Annotated in this window: 15 protein-coding genes; 7 read left to right on the top strand and 8 right to left on the bottom strand. The window is 33.3% G+C overall.

Annotated elements, in window-relative coordinates:
* Positions 1-15 precede the first annotated feature (15 nt).
* Entirely contained in the window at positions 16-2,784 is a 2,769-nt protein-coding gene (locus BXY64_RS00185) for a TonB-dependent receptor (RefSeq protein ID WP_120237994.1), read from the bottom strand.
* Between the two features lie 668 nt (positions 2,785-3,452).
* Here BXY64_RS00185 and BXY64_RS00180 point away from each other — a divergent pair.
* A complete protein-coding gene (locus tag BXY64_RS00180; RefSeq protein ID WP_120237993.1) occupies positions 3,453-4,490 on the top strand; it encodes a sensor histidine kinase in 1,038 nt (345 codons plus the stop codon).
* Positions 4,491-4,514: 24 nt separating this feature from the next.
* Positions 4,515-5,222, top strand: coding sequence for a response regulator transcription factor (locus BXY64_RS00175; RefSeq protein WP_120237992.1), 708 nt, complete (start codon positions 4,515-4,517; stop codon positions 5,220-5,222).
* Positions 5,223-5,322: 100 nt separating this feature from the next.
* Here the strand turns inward: BXY64_RS00175 and BXY64_RS00170 are convergent, their stop codons facing one another.
* Entirely contained in the window at positions 5,323-6,033 is a 711-nt protein-coding gene (locus tag BXY64_RS00170) for a ComF family protein (protein WP_120237991.1), read from the bottom strand.
* A gap of 237 nt (positions 6,034-6,270) precedes the next feature.
* On the opposite strand from BXY64_RS00170, the gene BXY64_RS00165 reads away from it, so the two are divergent.
* The 4 genes from BXY64_RS00165 (at position 6,271) to BXY64_RS00150 (ending at position 9,618) form a co-directional block, all read left to right on the top strand.
* Positions 6,271-6,642 carry a carboxypeptidase-like regulatory domain-containing protein gene (locus BXY64_RS00165; RefSeq protein WP_120237990.1) on the top strand — a complete coding sequence of 124 codons (372 nt, stop codon included), beginning with the start codon at positions 6,271-6,273 and terminating at the stop codon, positions 6,640-6,642.
* 10 nt (positions 6,643-6,652) lie between these two features.
* A complete protein-coding gene (locus BXY64_RS00160) occupies positions 6,653-7,120 on the top strand; it encodes a toxin-antitoxin system YwqK family antitoxin (protein ID WP_120237989.1) in 468 nt (155 codons plus the stop codon).
* A gap of 164 nt (positions 7,121-7,284) precedes the next feature.
* Entirely contained in the window at positions 7,285-8,109 is an 825-nt protein-coding gene (locus BXY64_RS00155) for an energy transducer TonB (RefSeq protein ID WP_120237988.1), read from the top strand.
* 99 nt (positions 8,110-8,208) lie between these two features.
* Positions 8,209-9,618 carry a glycoside hydrolase family 16 protein gene (locus BXY64_RS00150; RefSeq protein WP_120237987.1) on the top strand — a complete coding sequence of 470 codons (1,410 nt, stop codon included), beginning with the start codon at positions 8,209-8,211 and terminating at the stop codon, positions 9,616-9,618.
* Between the two features lie 34 nt (positions 9,619-9,652).
* On the opposite strand, the gene BXY64_RS00145 is transcribed toward BXY64_RS00150, so the two are convergent.
* The 5 genes from BXY64_RS00145 to BXY64_RS00125 form a co-directional block, all read right to left on the bottom strand.
* Entirely contained in the window at positions 9,653-10,246 is a 594-nt protein-coding gene (locus BXY64_RS00145) for a hypothetical protein (RefSeq protein WP_120237986.1), read from the bottom strand.
* A gap of 382 nt (positions 10,247-10,628) precedes the next feature.
* Positions 10,629-14,066, bottom strand: coding sequence for an efflux RND transporter permease subunit (locus BXY64_RS00140; RefSeq protein WP_120237985.1), 3,438 nt, complete (start codon positions 14,064-14,066; stop codon positions 10,629-10,631).
* A 10-nt stretch (positions 14,067-14,076) separates the two neighbouring features.
* Positions 14,077-15,198, bottom strand: a complete 1,122-nt coding sequence (locus BXY64_RS00135; RefSeq protein WP_120237984.1) for an efflux RND transporter periplasmic adaptor subunit — start codon at positions 15,196-15,198, stop codon at positions 14,077-14,079.
* 31 nt (positions 15,199-15,229) lie between these two features.
* On the bottom strand, positions 15,230-16,558 hold the full coding sequence (locus BXY64_RS00130) for a TolC family protein (RefSeq protein WP_120237983.1): 1,329 nt from the start codon (positions 16,556-16,558) through the stop codon (positions 15,230-15,232).
* Positions 16,559-16,568: 10 nt separating this feature from the next.
* A complete protein-coding gene (locus tag BXY64_RS00125; protein WP_120237982.1) occupies positions 16,569-17,177 on the bottom strand; it encodes a TetR/AcrR family transcriptional regulator in 609 nt (202 codons plus the stop codon).
* A gap of 281 nt (positions 17,178-17,458) precedes the next feature.
* Between BXY64_RS00125 and BXY64_RS00120 the strand changes: the two genes are divergently transcribed.
* Entirely contained in the window at positions 17,459-18,316 is an 858-nt protein-coding gene (locus BXY64_RS00120) for a hypothetical protein (protein ID WP_120237981.1), read from the top strand.
* 28 nt (positions 18,317-18,344) lie between these two features.
* Here BXY64_RS00120 and BXY64_RS00115 read toward each other — a convergent pair whose 3' ends face one another.
* Positions 18,345-20,003, bottom strand: a complete 1,659-nt coding sequence (locus BXY64_RS00115; protein WP_120237980.1) for an AMP-binding protein — start codon at positions 20,001-20,003, stop codon at positions 18,345-18,347.
* Positions 20,004-20,006: the final 3 nt, after the last annotated feature.

Below are 20,006 nucleotides of genomic sequence, written 5' to 3'. Positions count from 1 at the left end.
AAAGTTATTTAGTAATTACTTATTCAAGTTAATTTTCAGACCTAAGCTTATGCTTATGCCTTTTTTATAAGATTTTACAATCTCGTCGGTAATCTCTCCGGATCCCAACTTTTTAATTTCTTGCGATTGTTCAATTTTCGGATTCAACAGGTTTTTACCGGTTAGTTTAAGAGAGAATCGGTCAGATAATTTTTTACTTACTACCATGTCAACCGTGATAAATCCTTTTTCAATGATTGCTTCGTTGAAAAGTGTTGCAGAATTTTGTTTGTCTTCTGGTGCACCTAGTGCATAAATCTTATCTGATGAATAGTTTCCTGTAAGTGCGGCTTTAAATTCCTTTTCTTTTTTGTTTGAGAAACTTAAAGTACCGTTTAAGATAAGGTCCGAAGCTCCCTGTAGATCGGTTTTGGTTTTGTTATTGTATTGGAAATCTTCCAAAAGATCTTGTTCGAACCACATTTTTGTAGCGTTCAGAATCACATTTAATTCTGGCATTTCGGTAGTTTCAGCTTTAATTAAAGCAAATCTGGTTTCCAATTCGATACCATAAACGTCGGCCTGTTTACCTGTATTATCATATTTAAAGTTTCCTGATGATCCTCTTGTTTGTGCAAGGTTAATTGGATCATTGATTTGCTTGTAAAAAGCAGAAGCTGATATCAATTGTTTTGCAGTTGGGAACATTTCCCATTTTAAGTCTACATTGTAGTTTTCAGAATTCTTTAAATCAGGATTACCTGCTATCACTCTACCGGTTGGAGTTACATATTCGAAAGGAGCCAACTCTTTAAATTCCGGAAGTGTAATGGTTTTACTTGCAGCCAAACGCAATGCACTCTTATCGGTTAATTGATATTTTAAATTAAACGAAGGTAGAACGTAATTGTAGTCGTTTGATAGACTTCCAATTCTTGGTATTCCTGTTTCACGATCTATGTAATTGGCAACATCCCAATCTACTTCAATTTTATCTTGCTCGTAACGTACACCAACATTACCCGATAATTTTTTGTATTGGAATCCTGTATTTAAATATCCTGCATACACATTAAGTGTTGCATTATACAAGTCAGGTTTTCTATTTCTAATAATTAGTCTATTAACAGCATATAGATTTCCATTTACCAATGCTTCATTCAAATTATCAATTGAAGTTACTTGAACACCTTTTGCCCTTACTCCAATAGATAAAGAGTTAAAATCTCTTTCTTTATTTCTAAAATCACCACCTAGGGTAAGTTTCAATTTTTGATCATCCTGATTAAGGAATTGGTACTCGTTTTTTACATATCCATTGATCTCTTTATCATCAATATTTTGTTGAGATTTTCTTTGTTGGAAATCACCTACGTGAGCAAACTGTACCGTATTTTCATCCAAAATGTTTACCTCGTTACGAATTCTGTTTGGTTCCTCAGCCTTTACTGTATTGTAAGCTGCAGCCCATTGTAATTTATTTTTTTCAGTCAATTTATGAGAGCCAAGCAATTGATTAACCCATAAAGTGGTTTCTTTTAAATTCTGATCTCTTACAAAAGCTCCATCTTCCTGTGGATCCTGGTCAAATACATATCCTTCGCCATTACGTCCCGACTCATACAACTCATCATTTGTCTTTTTTACCCAAACGGAGTTAAAATTGATGTTATGATTTTCATTTAAATCATAGGCAAGGTTTAATAAACCCGTTGAACTGTATTCAGTAGTGAATTCTTCTGTATCGTTAAATGATTCATCCAATACATTCGAACGATATTTTTTAAAGATACCATCAGAGTATTTTGATTCGTTCTCATGAGAAAGAGTAGCGAATATTGATAAATCTTTTTGGAACAACTTTACTTTCTTTCCTGCTAAAACAGAAAACTCGTAGCCAAGTGGGAAATCTCTTTTGGTGGTGTTCCAACTTTGGTTTCTAATTGCGTCAACCGTATTAAACGCACGATCATAAAAACCCAGAGTAACATCATTGTTATTTTGAGTTGCTCTGAAATTATCAAAAACGCCACTTTTTAAAACATTGGTGTTTGTTTTAGCCGATAGACCAATGCTAATTTTTTCGCTTAAAGTTTTCGATACAATATCAACATTACCTGAAGTCAGATCTGCATATTTGTCTGCAGAAGCAGTTTTGTTGATTGTGATATTTTTGATGATATCAGTTGAGAATAAATTCAAATCGATATTCTTTTTGTCAACATCATCCGATGGAATTGGTAATCCATTCATGGTTGTTGAAAGATATCTGTCACCCAATCCTCTTACATATACATCTCCAGTTCCTTCGTTTTTGGTAACACCTGAAATTTTTGAGGCTGCAGCTGCTGCATCGGATACTCCTTGCGCAGCCAATTCTTGAGCACCGATTGATTGTTTGATGCCGATAGATTTTTTCTGATCCAATAAAAGAACTACTTCCGATTCTCGGTTTGCTTTGGCAACTACTTTTACATCTTCAAGAGCAATGGTTGATTCTCCCAAAACAAAATCAACACTTTGCGAATTTCCCTCGCTTACGGTGATATTTTCTTTTGAAGAGGTTTCGTAAGAAATAAAAGAACATTTTACTGTTACTGTTCCAACAGGAACATTAGGAATGGTATAATTACCATCAAAATCGGTTACTGTTCCTAATGTAGTTCCATCAACGAAAACCGAAGCTCCAATTAATGCTTCACCGGTTTTTCCATCCTTCACATTTCCTGTAATGCTTCCCTTTTGCGCATATAAACCAAATGAAGAAAGAGTTAGTAATAAAACTAATAATACTTGTTTTGTCATTTTTTCCTTAATAAGTCAATACGATTTTTACTTTCAAATCACATTGCGATGTTAGGAATGATATATGAGCAGAATAATAAGCTGGTTTTAAATAAAAATTATCAAAGAAGCTCGCTTTGTTAATAGGAGGTTAAAGACATTTGTCAAATGTAAATAGAGTGTGAAAAGAAAGTTAAAACGGACGTACTATTCTATTTAATTACCTTTTAAATAAGCTGAAAGTCAATTATAAAGTGATGTAAATTACAAACATGTAAAGGAAAGGTTACGGAAATATTACACAAAGGCAATTTTATAATTCCTAGTGAAAAATTGGATTGTGTTTTGAGATTTTTTCTATTCTCTATTTGTTGAATTGTTATGACAGAATTATTGAAGAAATGTTAAGATAAAATTAAGAATCAAGCTTCTGAGATACAATAAGATTAACGTAAAGTTAACTTCTATTTCAGAAAATATCCTACTTTTATTTAAATATTTGCTACGTATTAAAAAGTGTGATTTATACGCTTAATTGATAACAATAAATTACTTGGAAATCTGTATTTTCATGTAAGTTTAGAAAAGAAATGAAACGAGCATGATTGAAATAATTATTAAACACAAAGGACAATGATTATTTTGATTTTGTGGCTTCCATCTGATAACGGAAAGAAAATTATAAACAGATGAAAATTATATCATCAACAAAGGTTAGTGTATTTGTAAGTCTTTTGGCCGGAGCTCTTGTGCTTATTTTTTGTGCTATTGGCTTGTGGTTACCAATTGAACCGGCTTATATCATATTATTTGCCATTATATCAGGAGGGATTATTTACAACCTAAGTAAGATGTTGGTAAATCGATTTTTGTATTCTAAAGTTCGAATGTTGTATAAAACCATTCATGATACTCAAATAATTGATAAAGATTTAAGTGATAAAGTGAAGAGTACGGATGTACTTGCTGAAGCTGAAAAAGAAGTTAGAGAATGGAGTGAACAAAGAGGATCATTGGTAGCTCAGCTTAAGAAACAAGAGAAATTTAGAAAAGAATTTATTGGCAATGTTTCTCACGAGTTGAAAACTCCAATTTTTAATATTCAAGGTTATATACTAACATTACTTGATGGTGGGCTTGAAGACAAATCCATTAACAGGAATTACCTCGAAAGAACAGAAAAAAGTATCAATAGGATGATCACCATTGTAAAAGATTTGGAGGTCATCTCAAAATTGGAATCGGGAGAACTTAAACTTGTTTACGAAAGATTTAATATTAGTGACCTAATAAATGAAGTGCTGGAGATGCAGGAGATGCGAGCCAAGAAAAATGGAATAAAGTTACAGTTTAAGCATCGTATTGATGCTCCAAATTTTGTTTACGCCGATAAGAAAGAAATCTTTCAGGTTTTAAACAATTTAATGGTAAATTCGATAAAATACGGAAAAGATAAAGGTACCACTACAATAGAAGTGATGAGTATGGATAATAAAGCGCTCATTGAAGTAAGAGACAATGGTATCGGGATTGAATCGGATAATTTACCTCGTATTTTCGAACGATTTTATCGAGTAGATAAAAGTAGAGCACGAAATATGGGAGGATCGGGCCTAGGCCTAGCAATAGTTAAGCATATTATTGATGCTCACAATCAAAGTATAAATGTAAGTAGTACTTATGGCGAAGGTACTAGTTTTACTTTTTCACTTGATAAATCAAAATAATAAGAACTAAACAACCAATACCGAATGGAAAGTAGTAACTACAAAATTTTATTGGTAGACGATGAGTCGGATATTCTGGAATTCTTAAGTTATAATCTTAAAAAAGAAGGATTTCAAGTATCAACTGCCGGAGATGGTAGAGAGGCAATTGAAAAAGCAAAAAAACTGCATCCACATTTAATTATTTTGGATGTGATGATGCCAGAAATGGATGGAATAGAAACATGTGAAAAAATAAGGTCGCTTCCAGAGTTTTCCGATGTATTGATTTCTTTCCTAACAGCAAGAGGAGAAGATTATTCTCAAATTGCAGGATTCGAAGCTGGAGCTGATGACTATATTAACAAACCAATAAAGCCAAAAGTTTTTATCAGCCGAGTAAAAGCATTACTAAAAAGATCGGGAAGAGTTTCCGATGAAGGAGGAAATGCAAGTAATGGATTAATTACGATTGGAAATATTTCTATCGATCGTGAGAGATATTTAATTATCCAGAATGGAAAAGAATTCTCATTACCACGTAAAGAATTTGAATTGTTGATTTTGTTGGTATCTCGTCCACAAAAGGTTTTCACTAGAGATGAAATTTATTCATCAATTTGGGGCGAAAAAATTATTGTTGGAGATAGAACAATTGATGTTCACATTAGAAAACTTCGTGAGAAAATTGGTGATGATTACATTCAAACGGTAAAAGGAGTTGGTTATAAATTTGTTGACGCAGCAAATTAATCCATTTAAGCTATTCCTTAGATCAAGAATTAATGCTGATATAAATTCAAATCATTTAGAAACAAAGTGCATTAAATGGTTATTTCAATGATAATCGGTATTAAGCATATGCCAGGGTAGCAATACTTACCTTGCTACCTTTTGCTTCTAAAATTGCATGTGCACAGGCTTCCAGGGTTGAACCAGTTGTTACTACATCATCAATCAATAAAATATGTTTGTACTCAAACAGGGTGGTTTCATGAAGCTTAAATATATTATCAACATTTTCCCAACGCTCCAATTTGGATTTTCTGGTTTGCGATTGGGTATGAACTGAACGGTAAAGGTTCGTACCATTTACTTCTAGTTTCATAATTTCATTCATTCCATTGGCAATTACCTCTGCTTGATTGTATCCACGAATTTTCTGTTTTTTTGGATGTAATGGAACTGGTACAATCAGATCAACGTCATCAAAAAACTTTGAACCTTTTAATTGGTGGGCAAGCTGTTTTCCAAGTTCAATACCAATATCAGTTCTGTGATGATATTTCAGTTTGTGAATTAGTTTTTGAAACTTGCTTCCTTTGGCAAATGTAAAGTAAGAGCTTGCATATTCTATTTTTACTCTTCCCCAGAAAAGAATTGAAACAGGATTATTTTTCTGTAGGTGAAAATTCGTTTTAGGAATTTGATACAAGCAACGACTACAAATGGCATGCTCATTTTTAAATAAAACATTACCACACGACTGACAAATATTGGGATAAAACAGATTGATAAAATCATCCCATACTCCAGATATCCTGCGATTTAACTGAGAAATCATCCTTTTGTAATATTATCTCAATAAAAAGTTAACTAACACTTAAGGTTTTGATAAGCTTCTTATAATCAAGACTAAAAAATGCCAGTTTATTTTTGTAGTGTTATTCAATGTGAATTAATCATTGAATCAAAAATCAAATTCGATTTCAATTAAAGATAAACAAATTAAGTTCATTATTGAGAAAGAAATTTAAATAATAATTAGAGGATTTATCACTAAAACAAAAAATTAGAAACAATGAAAAAACTTGTTTTCCTTTTTATCGCATTACTTGTTGTTGGACTAGAAAGTCAGGCAATCAACGTAGTTACACCTAATGGTGACAAAGAAATAGAAGCAGTAGAATTGGCAGCGATTGAAATAACTAGTCTTTCAGGTATAGTTTTGGATAACGAAACTGGTGAAGCATTGGTTGGAGTAGCTATCCGTTTTGAAGGATCGAAAGAAACTGTGTACACCGATTTTGACGGTAACTTTAAAATTGATAATGTAGTTCCTGGAAAATATAATGTTTTGTCGAGCTACATTTCATATACAGATAATAAAATGAAAGAAGTAAACGTAAGCGGTAAAAACAATGTTATCCGCCTTGTACTTAAAAAGGACTAATTAAGAGTAAATGATAAAAAGACTTGGAGTAATCTTAGGCGTACTATTTTGCTTGATTGCGAATCTCTCTTTTTCTCAAAGTATTGAAGAGATAGAGGGATTGTACTACACTACAAAAGGAGATTTATACACCGGGACATATACAGAGTTTTATGAGAGTGGTGTAAAAAGAATCGAAATGAATATTGAAGAAGGAAAGAGAAATGGAAAAATTACTCTTTACTTCGAAAACGAAAAAATTCAGGAAGTCAGATCCTACGTAAAAGGTTTAATGGATGGAATCTGGATTACCTGGAATGATAAATCAGTTAAAATTGCCGAAGCAAACTACAAAAAGAATAAAAAGCACGGCAAGTGGTACATTTGGGACGACAATGGCGTAAAACGCTATGAAATGGAGTATTACGAAGGAAAGAAAGTCGGAACATGGTCCATCTGGAATGCTGAAGGCAATTTAATTAAAGAACGGAAGTTTTAGTAAATTCAGATAATAAAAGTTCTTTAGAAAGTCGCTTAATTTTATTAGGCGGCTTTTTTTTGTTCATTCCTGTTTAATTCTACTTGATACCAGATATAATTCTTAATAATTTTGAATAAGATTCGTTAATATTGCAGAACCATTAAGAATTTTGAGTTAAAAGTATGAAGTCATTCTCCGAAATAGGTAAAATGTTAGTTGAGCAAATCAAAGAATTTGTTCCTTATGTGATATCTGAATTTCAGGGATTCTTAAAGAGAAATAAATATGGTGTGATGGGGACTTTAGCCTTTCACATGATTCTTTTAATACTTCTGTTTTCCTTTAAACTTCACACTAAGAGAGAGTTTCTTGAAGCTGAAATTTTGATTGATATACCACAAGAAATAGCTGAACAAATTCTGGAAGAGAAAGAAGAAGAGATTAAAAAAGAGATCGAAGAAAAAAATTCTGAAATAAACGAAAGTGTAGACAAACTTCTACGATCAATTGCCGTAAACCAAGACGTTAAAAAATCAAATTCCGATCCTAAACAAAAGGTGGAGGATATGATTGATGAGATTAAGAAGAATTTGGATGAATATGGGTCAGATGATACGTCGGGCGGCGATGATGGTTTAAATGAATTTAAAAAAGATAGTTTAAGCATAGCCGAAGAGAGAGAAAAACAACGTGTTTTGGATTCACTACAAAGTATAGAGTATAGTGGTCCAAGTAGTGTTTATTATAGTCTTGAGGGACGTCATAAGATTTATTTACCCATTCCGGTTTTTAAGTGCGAGGGCGAAGGTAAAATTGTTGTAAAAATCGGTGTTAGCCGTAGTGGAAGAGTTGTTGAATCTAAAATAGTAAAAGATCAATGCAGTGTTCAAGACGATTGTTTGTTTGAGGCTGCTTTGGATGCAACCAATCGATCAAGATTCAATGTGAGCAATACAAGTCCACAAACTCAAATTGGAACAATTACCTACAACTTTGTAAAGCAGTAAAAAACAAGGTATTCTTCTATTCACACTAATTCGGATTATGATTATTTACCGATATTATTTAAATTGGCATTCGTTTTTATCCTAAAGAATTAAAAAAATATGGGCTTTTTTTTAGCATCAAAACTTCGTAAGGCATCAAATACTGTTGCTATCGAGAAAAAAAGAGATGAGCTTAGAAGTGATTTTGAAGAATTTGAACAGTTCTCAAAATCGGATGAATTAAAGCAGTTTAATGAACTTGAATTATTGGTATTATCTGATGAATTCAAGAGAAATAAGAAAATGATAGAAAGCAAATCCTTTAAAAGGAGTGAGCTGTATCAGGATGAGAGAGCTTTTAAAAAGTATCAGCGATCAAAAAAGTTTAAAACTTATTTTCGATTAAAAGATTCTTCGGAATTATCTACTTTTAATTTGGTTGCAGAATCAAAAGATTTGGCGCGTTTTAAGGAATTGGAAGCGCTTATGAAATCATCAAAACTGAATAAAAAGGAAAATGCTGAAGAAATTTCGGAATACAAAAGACTAAAAAGCTCAGCTAGATTAAAAGAGTATTTTAAGTTTAAAAGGTCCAAAGCATTAAAAATCTACAATGAGGTGGATAAATCATCTGATTTGCAGAAATATTATCAGCTTGAGGAAAGAATAAGTTCGGAAGATTTTAAAGAAGAGAAAGCATTTCTTTTGGACAAAAAACGATTCGAAAAAACAGAGGATTATAAGAAACTCCAAGAGTACAATAACTTAAAATCATCAGAGAAATTTGTAAAGCATTTCAAGTTAAAAGCTAAAAATCCATTTGAAGAAATTAAGAAATGGGAATTAACTTTCTCGGAAGAATTCGATGCTGGAAATTTAGATTCCAATAAGTGGATTACCCGTTATTATTGGGGAGACAAATTAATGGATAAAGGATATTCATTAGATTCGGACTTGCATACATTTACTGATGGTGAAAATGTTAATATTTCAGGATCGTCTGCTTTCCTATTGGCAAAAAAAGAAACCAAAGAAGGATTGGTTTGGAATCCTAATTTAGGATTTGTTCCTAAAAAATTCGACTATACTTCAGCTATTATTAATACGGGTAACTCTTTCCGTCAAAAGTTCGGAAGATTCGAAGCTAAGATTAAAGTGAAAAACCCTAGTCAGGTTCAGAATTCATTCTGGATGGTTGCAGACAAAAGCTTACCACATATTGACATTTTTAAGACCTTTAATGGAGGAAAAATTATGAATGCCAATTTTTGGGGAAGTGAAAATTCTCCTCAGAAGAGTGAATTCAAAGTGAAGGGAATTGATTTGAATAAAGGATATTTTATTTATACACTTGATTGGAGTGCAAACGAATTGGTGTGGAAAATAAATGATGTTCCTGTAAAAACTCAAACAACAGGAATTCCTCAAGATCCAATGTATCTGAATTTTAGTCTTGCAGTAAAAGAAGCAAGAAATGATTTGAATGCAGAAATGGAGATTGACTGGATAAGATGTTATCAAAGAAAATAAATACAATAAAAAAAAGTGCCGAAAGGCACTTTTTTTAGTTTAAGGATGTTCCTACATTGAACACACTAAAGTAATTGTCTATGGAATCAGCCAGTTGATCTTTTAAATCATCCAACTCTTGTTTTTCCAATTCATCTTCGTCCCAGTAGGTAAGAATGATGTTTAGATAATCCTTTATCTGTTCCGGAGAGGTTTCCAATCCCAAATCTTTTCGGAGCAAAACATTAAACTCGGCAAACCATAGCAAAGCAATCTTGTGTTCGTGCACTGTTCCTTCAACAAAAGAACTTAGAGATTTAAATTCTAAAAACTTCCGAATGGTTAGTTCCGAAGCTAAATAGTACAGTCTCGTTCCAAGCTCCAAAAATTCTTTCTGAAGCCTTTTAAAGTTACTCTTGCTCTTTTTTTCGCATAAAATCTTCATAAAAAAAGCATTGATTCGAAGAAACTCTTCTCTCTTCTCATCAGAAGCAGGAAGTGAGTTTGTGGTTGATTCTTTCACTTCTGATTCAGCTTCTTCAATAGTTGAATTTGCAGCAGCATTTCTTTTTTCTTGAATTAAAAAGGAAATGATGAAAGCAAGGGCAGCTAAGATTAAGATTTGCAGTATTACCGAGATGATTTCCATGTTTAAAGGTTTAGTGAATATGATTAATTTGGTTGATTGGAAATAACAAACTCATTTTTAAAAATTTACGAATTATTATGTTTTTGCCCAAAATCAGTTTGGTTCATTTTATTTACCATCGATTTTTGTGGATAAACAAGTCATATTTAATGATGAAAAAATCATTTTAATTTTTAATAAATAATTGGATAAAATTAGCTAAATCAGTATGTTATCAATTATAATTTAAGATACATGAAGATAGTAAATGCAGATGAAATAAAACAAATATTTTTTCAACAAACATATATTGTTTACATGAAATACATTTAGAAACACCATGATCATTAGGATAATAAAAAAGCCGACTAATTGTCGGCTTTTCTATTATTGTTGTATATGTTTATTTCTTTGAGAAAAAATTATAAAAGCGATGCTCAATTTGTGTAGAAAGTCTAAACATCACAGGTGCAATTATCAGCGTTAGGAAAGTTGCAACGGTTAATCCAAATATAACCGTCCACGACATTGGCCCCCAAAAGGCAGTACTATCACTACCAAATGAAAGATGTGGATTGAATTCACTCAATAGAGAGAAAAAATCGAAGTTCATACCAACGGCAAGTGGAAATAAACCAAGTACAGTAGTAATGGCTGTTAGTAATACTGGACGTAAACGAGTTTTACCCGCTTGAGCAATACAATCAACCTCTTCGGCTGAACTTAGATATTTTCTATCGGCCATATCGGATTCCAGAATCTTTCTCTTTCTTAGTAAATCAATATAATCCACCAGAACAATACCATTGTTAACAACGATTCCCGCAAGTGAAATGATACCAATTCCTGTCATCAAAATAACAAATGGCATTTGGAAAATACCCAATCCTAAGAAAACACCAATTGTACTAAATAGTACTGTAATCATGATAATAAGTGGCTTAATGGCAGAATTGAACTGAGAAACCAAAATTAAAGTAATTAAGGCCAAAGCAATCATTAATGCCTGGGTTAGGAATGCCTGAGTTTCCTCTTGCTCTTCTTGTTCTCCGGTAAGTTTATAAGAATAACCTTTTGGCATTTCGAAATCAGCCAACAATTCTCTTACTCTTGTATTAATGATATTAGCATTAAATCCTTCTTTTACGTTCGAGTAAATGGTAACAACACGCGTATTTTCAATCCGATTAATTCTTTCGTAGGTTGATCCGTAAGAGTAATCTGCTATGGCCGAAATAGGAACCTGAACCATTTTATTACTGATAGGACTCATTACACTAATTTTTTGATTCATTAATGAAGGTACATCATATCGGTATTTGTCATTTAATCGAAGCATTATATCATATTCATCTTCACCATCTTTAAATTTAGAAACCTCTAATCCGTAAAGAGAATTACGCAATGCCCGAGCAACTTGATTTGTTGACAAACCAAAACGACGAACTTTATCTCGGTCTATATTAATTAGCATTTCAGGTTTACCCTGATCTAAATCTAACTTCAACTCTTCAACACCTGGAATTCTATCATCATCAATCAAGTGTTTAACGCGATTTGCCTGAATTAATAAATTTTCAAAGTCATCTCCTGAAACCTCAATATTTATTGGGTAACCAACAGGAGGTCCCTGATCATCTTTTTCAACGAAAATTTTAGCACCCACAAAACCTTCAAAATTTGCAGTCAGTTCTTTCATAACTTCAGAAGTGCTAATGCCAGCACGATCTTTAAATTCAACAAATGAAATTGTTGTTAATGATTTGTTGGCTGCACGACTTGATTCAAACATTCCACCTTTACCAGAACCAACATTGGTTGATTTTGATCGGATAATATCCTCATATGGTTCCATGGTTTTATTCACAATTACCTCAACACGTTTGGTAAGCTCATTTGTTTTGTGAATATCTGTTCCCAATGGTAATTCCATAGTTATATAAATAGATTTTGGATCATTATCCGGGAAGAAAACAAATAAAGGTTTCGTGCTAAAATAGAAAGCAATAGAAGCGATCATCAGAATAAATGTACCTACAAAGAACAAAAGTGGTTTGATTCCTTTTAATGCAAATCGTAAGGTCTTTTCGTATCTATTTTCAAGCATTACAAGTAATTTGGTTTGAAACCAGCGGGCAAATGGCTTTAAAGCAAGCAGGTTGAAAAGGACTATAATACCAATAAGCATTAAGAGATTGGCAATTAGGAAGCTTTCCAATACACCAAATATCTTCATGATATAGAAAGGCAGAGATACAACAAGAAATGAACTTCCAATAAGAATGAATTTCTTTTTATTCATTTTTTTGTTCACATCATCAATCTTTACGAAAGTTGCTGTAAATACTGGATTAAGTATCAATGCAACAAACAATGAAGAGGCCAATACAATAATCAATGTAATTGGAAGGTATTTCATAAACTCACCCATGATTCCACCCCATAAAAGCAATGGGAAGAATGCTGCCAAAGTGGTTGCCGTTGATGAAATAATAGGACCAGCAATTTCACTCACACCTTTTTTGGTTGCTTCCAATTTCGATAAACCTTCTTCGTGTAGTCGGTATACATTTTCGACTACCACAATGGCATTATCAACAAGCATACCCAATGCCAAAATCAAAGAGAACAATACCATTTGATTTACCGTGTAACCAATTTGGTTTAGGATGATGAAGGAAATTAACATTGACATTGGAATTGCCAAACCCGAGAACAATGCATTTCTTAATCCCATGAAAAGATAAAGAACGATTATTACCAGCAGCATCCCCATAATGATAGAGTTCTCCAAATCGGCAACCTGACCACGAACATCTTCAGAGGTATCATCGGTTACGGTTACGATTAATCCCCTCGGAAGTGAACCATTTTCTTTTTCCTCGCCAATAATTTTGTAAATGGCATCGGTTGCAGCCAATAAGTTTTCACCAGACTTTTTAGTAATCGATAAAGAAACTACAGGTTGGTTATTTAGTCTCGAAATGGAAGAAAGTTCTTCATAACCATCTTCAACTTCAGCAACATCTTTCAGATAAACTACTCTACCATTAGAAACTTTAACAATTGTGTTTTCTATTTGTTTCATGCTGGTATAGTCGGCACTTGTACGTATACTTCTTCTTGTATTATCAGTAATTAATGTACCAGCACTAACCGTTACGTTTTCATCTCCTATGGCCAATTCGATATCGTGGAAAGTAACACCGTTTGCTTCCATTTTGTGCAAATCGGCATTAATTTTAATTTCTCTTTCGTCGATACCTTTGATATCTGCCTCTGAAACTTCAGGAAGCGCTTCAAATTTATCTTGTAACTCTTCTGCATACTCTTTTAAATCTTCCAAGCCAAAATCACCCGAAAGGTTTACATTTAGGATTGGAAAATCTGCAAAATCCACATCTTCAACAATTGGATCTGTATCCAAATCATCAGGCAATTCACTTAATGATTTGTCAACCTTGTCTTTTGTGTCTTGGAGAGCTTGTTTTACCGGAATATCAGTATTAAACTCTACCACAATTAAACTCATGTCTTCGTAGGAAGCCGAGCTTAATTTCTTAACTCCCTTTAATGATTTTAATTCCTTCTCGATAGGTCTGGTTACCAGATTTTCAATATCGATAGGAGAGTTTCCCGGATAGGGAGTTGAAATCATGATATTGGGTATCACAACTTCAGGGAAATACTCTCTTGGCATACTTTGGTACGAGAACCATCCAAAAGCAATCAGAATGAAAGTCAGAATAAAAATGGAGTTTTTATTCTTTAACGCACCAAATGTGGGTTTAAACTCCCGCTGAACTTGTTCGGCAGAAGCATTATCTTTTATATTGTCCATTTTTTGCGAATTACTTAGTGCTAATTAGTGTTCCGTTTACAACTTGCGAATATCCTTCAGTAATAATTTTATCACCTAGTTGAACTCCTGATTCAATTAAAGAAAGGTTGTTGTAGGTTTTCGAGATTTTGATGTAAGTTTTGTTAGCAACCAATTTCTTACCCTCTTTTTTAGCCACGTACAAATAGCTGCCTTCAAAATCTTTCTTTACAATTATTGATGGAACTACAATGGCATTGTCAATTTCGTAATCTTTAATTTTAAGAACTGAAATTAGATTTGGCTTAATTTTATGACCCGGATTGTTCAGGTTAACACGAACTTTAAAACTTCTGTTTCCAGGATCAATAATATTTGAAGTACGATAAATCGATGCACTGGTGCGAAAGTCGATAGCAGGAAATTCTAATTCGGCCTTCTCGCCAGCTTTAATGTAGTTCAGGTAAGTTTCAGCAATATCAGCTTCAACGTATACCTGATCAATATTTACCAATTGTGCAAAAGGAATGCTTGGCCCTGCCAACTCACCTTTCTTTTGGTGAATTTCATCGATAATACCATTAAATGGAGCAGTAATGATTGCCATGTCTTTTTGAGCCACCAATGCTTCAAGTTTACTTTCTAAAGCCTCTTTATTGGCTTTTGCCTGCAGGTATTCAACTTCCGATCCAATTTTCTGATTCCAAAGTCTTTGTTGTCTTTCAAAAAGAATATTTGAAAGTTCAAGATTTGTTTTTACTTCATCGATGCTTCTTTGAATTTGAGCAGTATTTAATTTTCCAATTACATCACCCTTTCTTACTTTTTGTCCTTCAACAACATTAATAGAAATGATGTTACCATTGGCCTCAGGAGTAATTGTGATATTCTTGTCAGCTTCAACATTACCGGTTACCTGGATAAAATGTTCAAATTTAGAATTTGTGATTTCTGTAACAGCTACACTTATTGCTTCATCGGTATTGCTTTCGCTCCTAATTTCTTTTTCTAGAGCAGAGATTTTCTTTTTTAAAGTAGCAAATTCCGATTTGTATTTTTTCAATTGATCTTCCTTGCTCAACTCCTTGTCTGCATCCTTGGCAGAACAAGCAAATAGTAGAGGAATAATTGCAACAATTAATATTTTTTTCATCTGTTTATGGTTTTTGTAGGATGTTTTTTAATTATAATTTTCCGAGAGCCTTATCAAAAGCAATTTTTGTATTCAGCAATGCAAGTGTTGAATTAATGTAATTCGAATGTGCATCCAGGTATTGCTTTTCATTTTCCGATAATTCCGTACTAGTGGAAATCCCTTCGTTAAATTTGATTATGGTTTTGTCGTATATTCTTTTTGCGATGTTTACAGCTTCCAGGTTATTTTCATAGGTTTCCTGTGCATTAAGTAAATTCGAAAATGATAAGCTCAAATCTTTTTTTAGATTTTGCTCGGCTTCAGCCATATTATTTTCAATTTTCATGTATTCGATTCTTTGCTGTTTTACTTTTGATCTTCGCTTACCAGCAGAGAAAATTGGCATATTTAATTTTAATCCAATTACCGAAGATTTAAACCATGGAACTTCTGATTTAAACACATTACTGAATTCGGTGCTGGTATTCTTACCATAATTGTAAAAAGCAGAGATGGTTGGTAAGTACTGAGCTTGTTCATTTCTGATCAATAATTTTTGAGATTTTAATTGAGTCTCTAAAATTCTGTAATCAATATGAGATGCAAAATCATAACTGCTTACTTCAGGGGTTGTTGATCGAATTGGATCCACCAGCTTTTCAAGACTATTGCTTAGCTCAATATTCTTTTCAATATCCATTCCCATAGTAAATTTAAGTACAGTTAATGAAGTAGAAATTGCTCTTTTTGCATCTGACAATTGAGTTTTGTTTCGATTCAGATTCAATTTGATCTGATCTACATCCAGTTCTTCGCGAAAACCATTTTCCCAATAAGCTTTGGTTTCATTCAGTAAGTTTTCATTTATGGACAGATTCTCTTTTACGGTTTTGTAATTGTCTTCTGCAACTAAAACAGTATAATAAGCTTGTGCAACTGCATCTTTAATTTCAATTTCAGTTTTTTCCTTCTGGTCTTTTGAAAGTTGAACGTAAACACTAGCAGCCATTGTACCTATTATATACGACCCATCAAAAATCTTTTGGTTTACACTAATTGCAGCTGTACTTGAATATTTAGATCCCATTGAAATAGCTACACTTTCTCCTTCTTGCTCCAGGAAAAATTTAGGTATTTTCAAATTGTTGTTGTAATCAATAGAAAAGTCAACTTGTGGCAATCCATCGGCAATGGTTTCCCATACCTTTTTTCTGGCTACCTGTAGGTCATAATCGGTCCCCTTTACCGAATATGAGTTTTCCAAAGCATATTCCTGTGCCTCGGCAAGAGTGAAATTAATTTTGTCTTCAGTTTGAGCTTGTGTGGGATAACTGAACACAAGAAAAATCACTACAAATGATAGTAGGATGTTTTTCATTATTTCTGATCTATTTAAAGTTATTTTTAAAGTATTCTATTCCTTTGTTTGTGCAAACGCCATGTAAATGGTAAATACCCAATTCTTTGTGGAATTCTATATTGGATATATCTTCTTTTTCCAATATCACATTATCTGTTTCGGCCATGTTTAAATAAAATCGAGCCATGGTTTTGCTAATCCATTCAATATTAATTTCAGGCCTGAATAAGTCTTCTTTAATCCCTTGTTCTAAATTTTGTGCCAATTCGGTCTGAAATCTACTTAGATTGGTACGATGAAATTTATGCCACAATTTTGGATAGTATTTACGCAAATCGTACCTCATTGAATCACAAGAATTCTCTATTTGTGAAATCACGAACTTGTAAAATGCGATATATTGATCTATGGCATTAAGATGACTAACTTCCTCAGATTGGAATGAAAAACGCGGATGGTTAATTTGCCATTCCAAAGCTTGCTCAACCAAATCCGATTTGTTTTTAAAGTGCTGGTAAATGGTTTTTTTCGAGATGCCAAGTTTACTGGCAATATCATCCATGCTTACACTTTTAATTCCAAATTGAAAGAACAACTCCCAACAAACTTCTATTATATCTGTTCTCTGGTTTTTCATCTTACAAAGATAATCACATAACACTATGGAAACTTAAAATGTTCTTAAAGTTTCCTGTGGTTACTATTAAATTTTGTTAACATTCAGCATTTCAATACTTCGGATTAATTTGGTAAGCTAAAAATAGACTAAGAAAAATGCATATGAAGCCATAATTAGGTAACCATTTCATTTTTATCGGTAAATGGTATTTTTGATACGGTTTTAACATTTGTCTAAAATTCACTCTCTTTTTATAATAAAATGCAGAATTTTACGCTTACTATTTAAAGCTATAATCAATGAGAAAGTTAATTTGTTTGTCAGTAATATGTTTTTGCTGCGTATTTGTATCAAAAGCTCAATCACCCGTTTCTGGAAAAAGAGTTGATTATTATAGCGCATGGACCGATAGAGGTGCGAAGGTTGTTCCCATGGGTGAAATACATTTAAGTGCTTTGGCAAAAAGCAGGTATGGTAATTATCCCAAGACTGAATTGAATTCAGAATTGTTAATTTTTCCATTGGTACCCAATATTGGATTCAAACACCAATGGCTGGGAAAGAATACCATTTTATCGAGTCAGCATACCTTATATTATCCAACTTTGGGAATAAAATGGGCAAAAAATTCAGGATTTAAGGATCAGATTCCAAAAAATGCCGATGTTCCGCATATATTCACATTTAGAAATGAATTGATATTGAGCCGAATACTCAACCCGCAACCTGAAGATTGTTTTATTCGCATACCCGATTTGGTACTGACAGCTCGTGTTGGTTTCGATTTTTCATTGAAGGCTGGCGATGATAATTTTCCAAAGTTGGATTACTATTTCTTGTATCAACGATCGGGCTCTTACTACGATGATCAGAAAGTATATTTTGCAGGATTAGAGTTGGTGGGAAATGTTTACAGGAATTTTAACTTTTCAATTTCGGCCGACTATTATAATATCGATTTTGGAGGAGAATATGCAATAGAGAGTCAAGGGAAAATACATTGGCATAGGGACAGTAGATTTTCTGTATCGGCAGGATACAAAACTTACTATTTAAATAATGACACAAAAACACAATTGTTCTTAATGCCTGTAGTTGATTTGGTATTCAAATTAAATCATCGCACAAAATTACAAAGAGGATTGTTCAAAAAATAAGCCGATCTAAACAGACCGGCTTTCTTTATTATTCGCGATACAAATTTGTATACAAATATCGTTTAATATTTCGCTTAGGAGTTTTCTTAAATTCTTCAGGGAACAGGATGATTCTCGAAACCTTCATGTAAGCAGGTAAAGACTTGTTAATAATCTGCCTGTCTTTATCTAAAGCTTGTTGAATTTCATCTTTATTTAATCCTTCGGCATCACAAGCTTCGTAATCCGGATAGATTAAAGCTATTAATTTGTGATCTTTATCATCGGTAACTATCGATTCCTGAACAAATGGCATATTATTTAAAGCCGCTTCAATTTCTTCAGGGTAAATGTTCTGGCCCGATGGTCCTAAAAGCATGTTTTTACTTCTACCACGTATATATATTGTATCGTCGGCATCCACAACGCCCAAATCACCGGTGCGTAACCAACCATCTTCGGTCATGGCTTCGGCAGTAGCTTCAGGATTTTTGTAATAACCTTTCATTACATTATCACCTTTCACCTGAATTTCGCCAACCACCTTATACGGATCTTCCGAATCGATGCGCACCTGCATGCGATCCACCACCTCACCACATGAATGAGATCGGAACTTTTGTGTAGGACTGTAACTAATTAGCGGACCACATTCTGTCATTCCATATCCAACGGTAAATGGAAATTCTATTTTCTTCAAAAAATCTTCAACTTCTTTATTTAAAGCAGCACCGCCAATAATTACCTCAATAAATTTACCTCCAAAGGTTTCAATCAACGAGCTTCTTATTTTCTTATAGATTTTCTTTTCCAGCAATGGAATTTTAAGCATCAGCTTTACCCTGCGGCTTTCCAATACTGGCAGAATTCTTTTCTTGTAGATTTTCTCCATAATCAGGGGAACCAAACAAATCAGCTTTGGCTGTATATCCTGAAAAGCTTTGGTAATGATCTGTGGAGTTGGAACACGCGATAAAAATACCACATGACATCCACAGCAGAACTCGGTTAAGAATTCGAATAAACAACCAAATACATGAGCCAATGGTAAAAATGAAACTACCTTATCTTGTGGTCTTAAATCAATATAATCAAAGCCAATTTTTACGTTTGAGTATAAACTTTTAAATGGCAACATTACACCTTTCGAGAATCCAGAAGTTCCTGAAGTATAGGAAAGAACGGCAATGTCATCTTCTTTCGGATCAGCAAAGTTCAAATGATCTTTGCTTAGCGCGATTTCCTTCGATTTTTTATTTGCCTTTTCTACTGCCTTATTTAGTTTATCGCATGAAGAGCAAAGTGGTTCAAATTCTCCAAGAGAAATGATCCCCATCAACTTTTTCATTTTGTCATCATCAATTTTATTGAAAATGTTTTCGGTGGCAAAAAGCAATTTCGACTCTGAATGAGTAACAATATGGTGTATATCACTTGAATTAAAATCAGGTAGAATAGGAACGATTACCGCACCATAAGTAATGGCACCCAAATAGGTAACTGCCCAGTTGTTTAGGTTGCGACCAATAACTGCAACTTTATCACCTTTTTTTATTCCTAATTCTTTAAACAGAAAGTGCATCCATTGAATTCGCTGGGCTACTTCCTGAAATGTAATCGTGTCTTTTTGGTAGTTTGTAAAAGCTGGATGTTCCCAGTTTTTCTGAATCGTTTCCTGAATGGAATTGACTAACTTATTTTGAATCATTGA

This window comes from Marinifilum flexuosum (genome assembly GCF_003610555.1).
Lineage (GTDB): Bacteria > Bacteroidota > Bacteroidia > Bacteroidales > Marinifilaceae > Marinifilum > Marinifilum flexuosum.
This window is presented reverse-complemented; position numbering and strand designations above follow the sequence as displayed.

Coding starts and splice junctions, on each gene's coding strand:
- BXY64_RS00185 (WP_120237994.1), bottom strand. CDS start 2,784: ATGACAAAACAAGTATTATTAGTTTTATTACTAACTCTTTCTTCATTT.
- BXY64_RS00180 (WP_120237993.1), top strand. CDS start 3,453: ATGAAAATTATATCATCAACAAAGGTTAGTGTATTTGTAAGTCTTTTG.
- BXY64_RS00175 (WP_120237992.1), top strand. CDS start 4,515: ATGGAAAGTAGTAACTACAAAATTTTATTGGTAGACGATGAGTCGGAT.
- BXY64_RS00170 (WP_120237991.1), bottom strand. CDS start 6,033: ATGATTTCTCAGTTAAATCGCAGGATATCTGGAGTATGGGATGATTTT.
- BXY64_RS00165 (WP_120237990.1), top strand. CDS start 6,271: ATGAAAAAACTTGTTTTCCTTTTTATCGCATTACTTGTTGTTGGACTA.
- BXY64_RS00160 (WP_120237989.1), top strand. CDS start 6,653: ATGATAAAAAGACTTGGAGTAATCTTAGGCGTACTATTTTGCTTGATT.
- BXY64_RS00155 (WP_120237988.1), top strand. CDS start 7,285: ATGAAGTCATTCTCCGAAATAGGTAAAATGTTAGTTGAGCAAATCAAA.
- BXY64_RS00150 (WP_120237987.1), top strand. CDS start 8,209: ATGGGCTTTTTTTTAGCATCAAAACTTCGTAAGGCATCAAATACTGTT.
- BXY64_RS00145 (WP_120237986.1), bottom strand. CDS start 10,246: ATGGAAATCATCTCGGTAATACTGCAAATCTTAATCTTAGCTGCCCTT.
- BXY64_RS00140 (WP_120237985.1), bottom strand. CDS start 14,066: ATGGACAATATAAAAGATAATGCTTCTGCCGAACAAGTTCAGCGGGAG.
- BXY64_RS00135 (WP_120237984.1), bottom strand. CDS start 15,198: ATGAAAAAAATATTAATTGTTGCAATTATTCCTCTACTATTTGCTTGT.
- BXY64_RS00130 (WP_120237983.1), bottom strand. CDS start 16,558: ATGAAAAACATCCTACTATCATTTGTAGTGATTTTTCTTGTGTTCAGT.
- BXY64_RS00125 (WP_120237982.1), bottom strand. CDS start 17,177: ATGAAAAACCAGAGAACAGATATAATAGAAGTTTGTTGGGAGTTGTTC.
- BXY64_RS00120 (WP_120237981.1), top strand. CDS start 17,459: ATGAGAAAGTTAATTTGTTTGTCAGTAATATGTTTTTGCTGCGTATTT.
- BXY64_RS00115 (WP_120237980.1), bottom strand. CDS start 20,003: ATGATTCAAAATAAGTTAGTCAATTCCATTCAGGAAACGATTCAGAAA.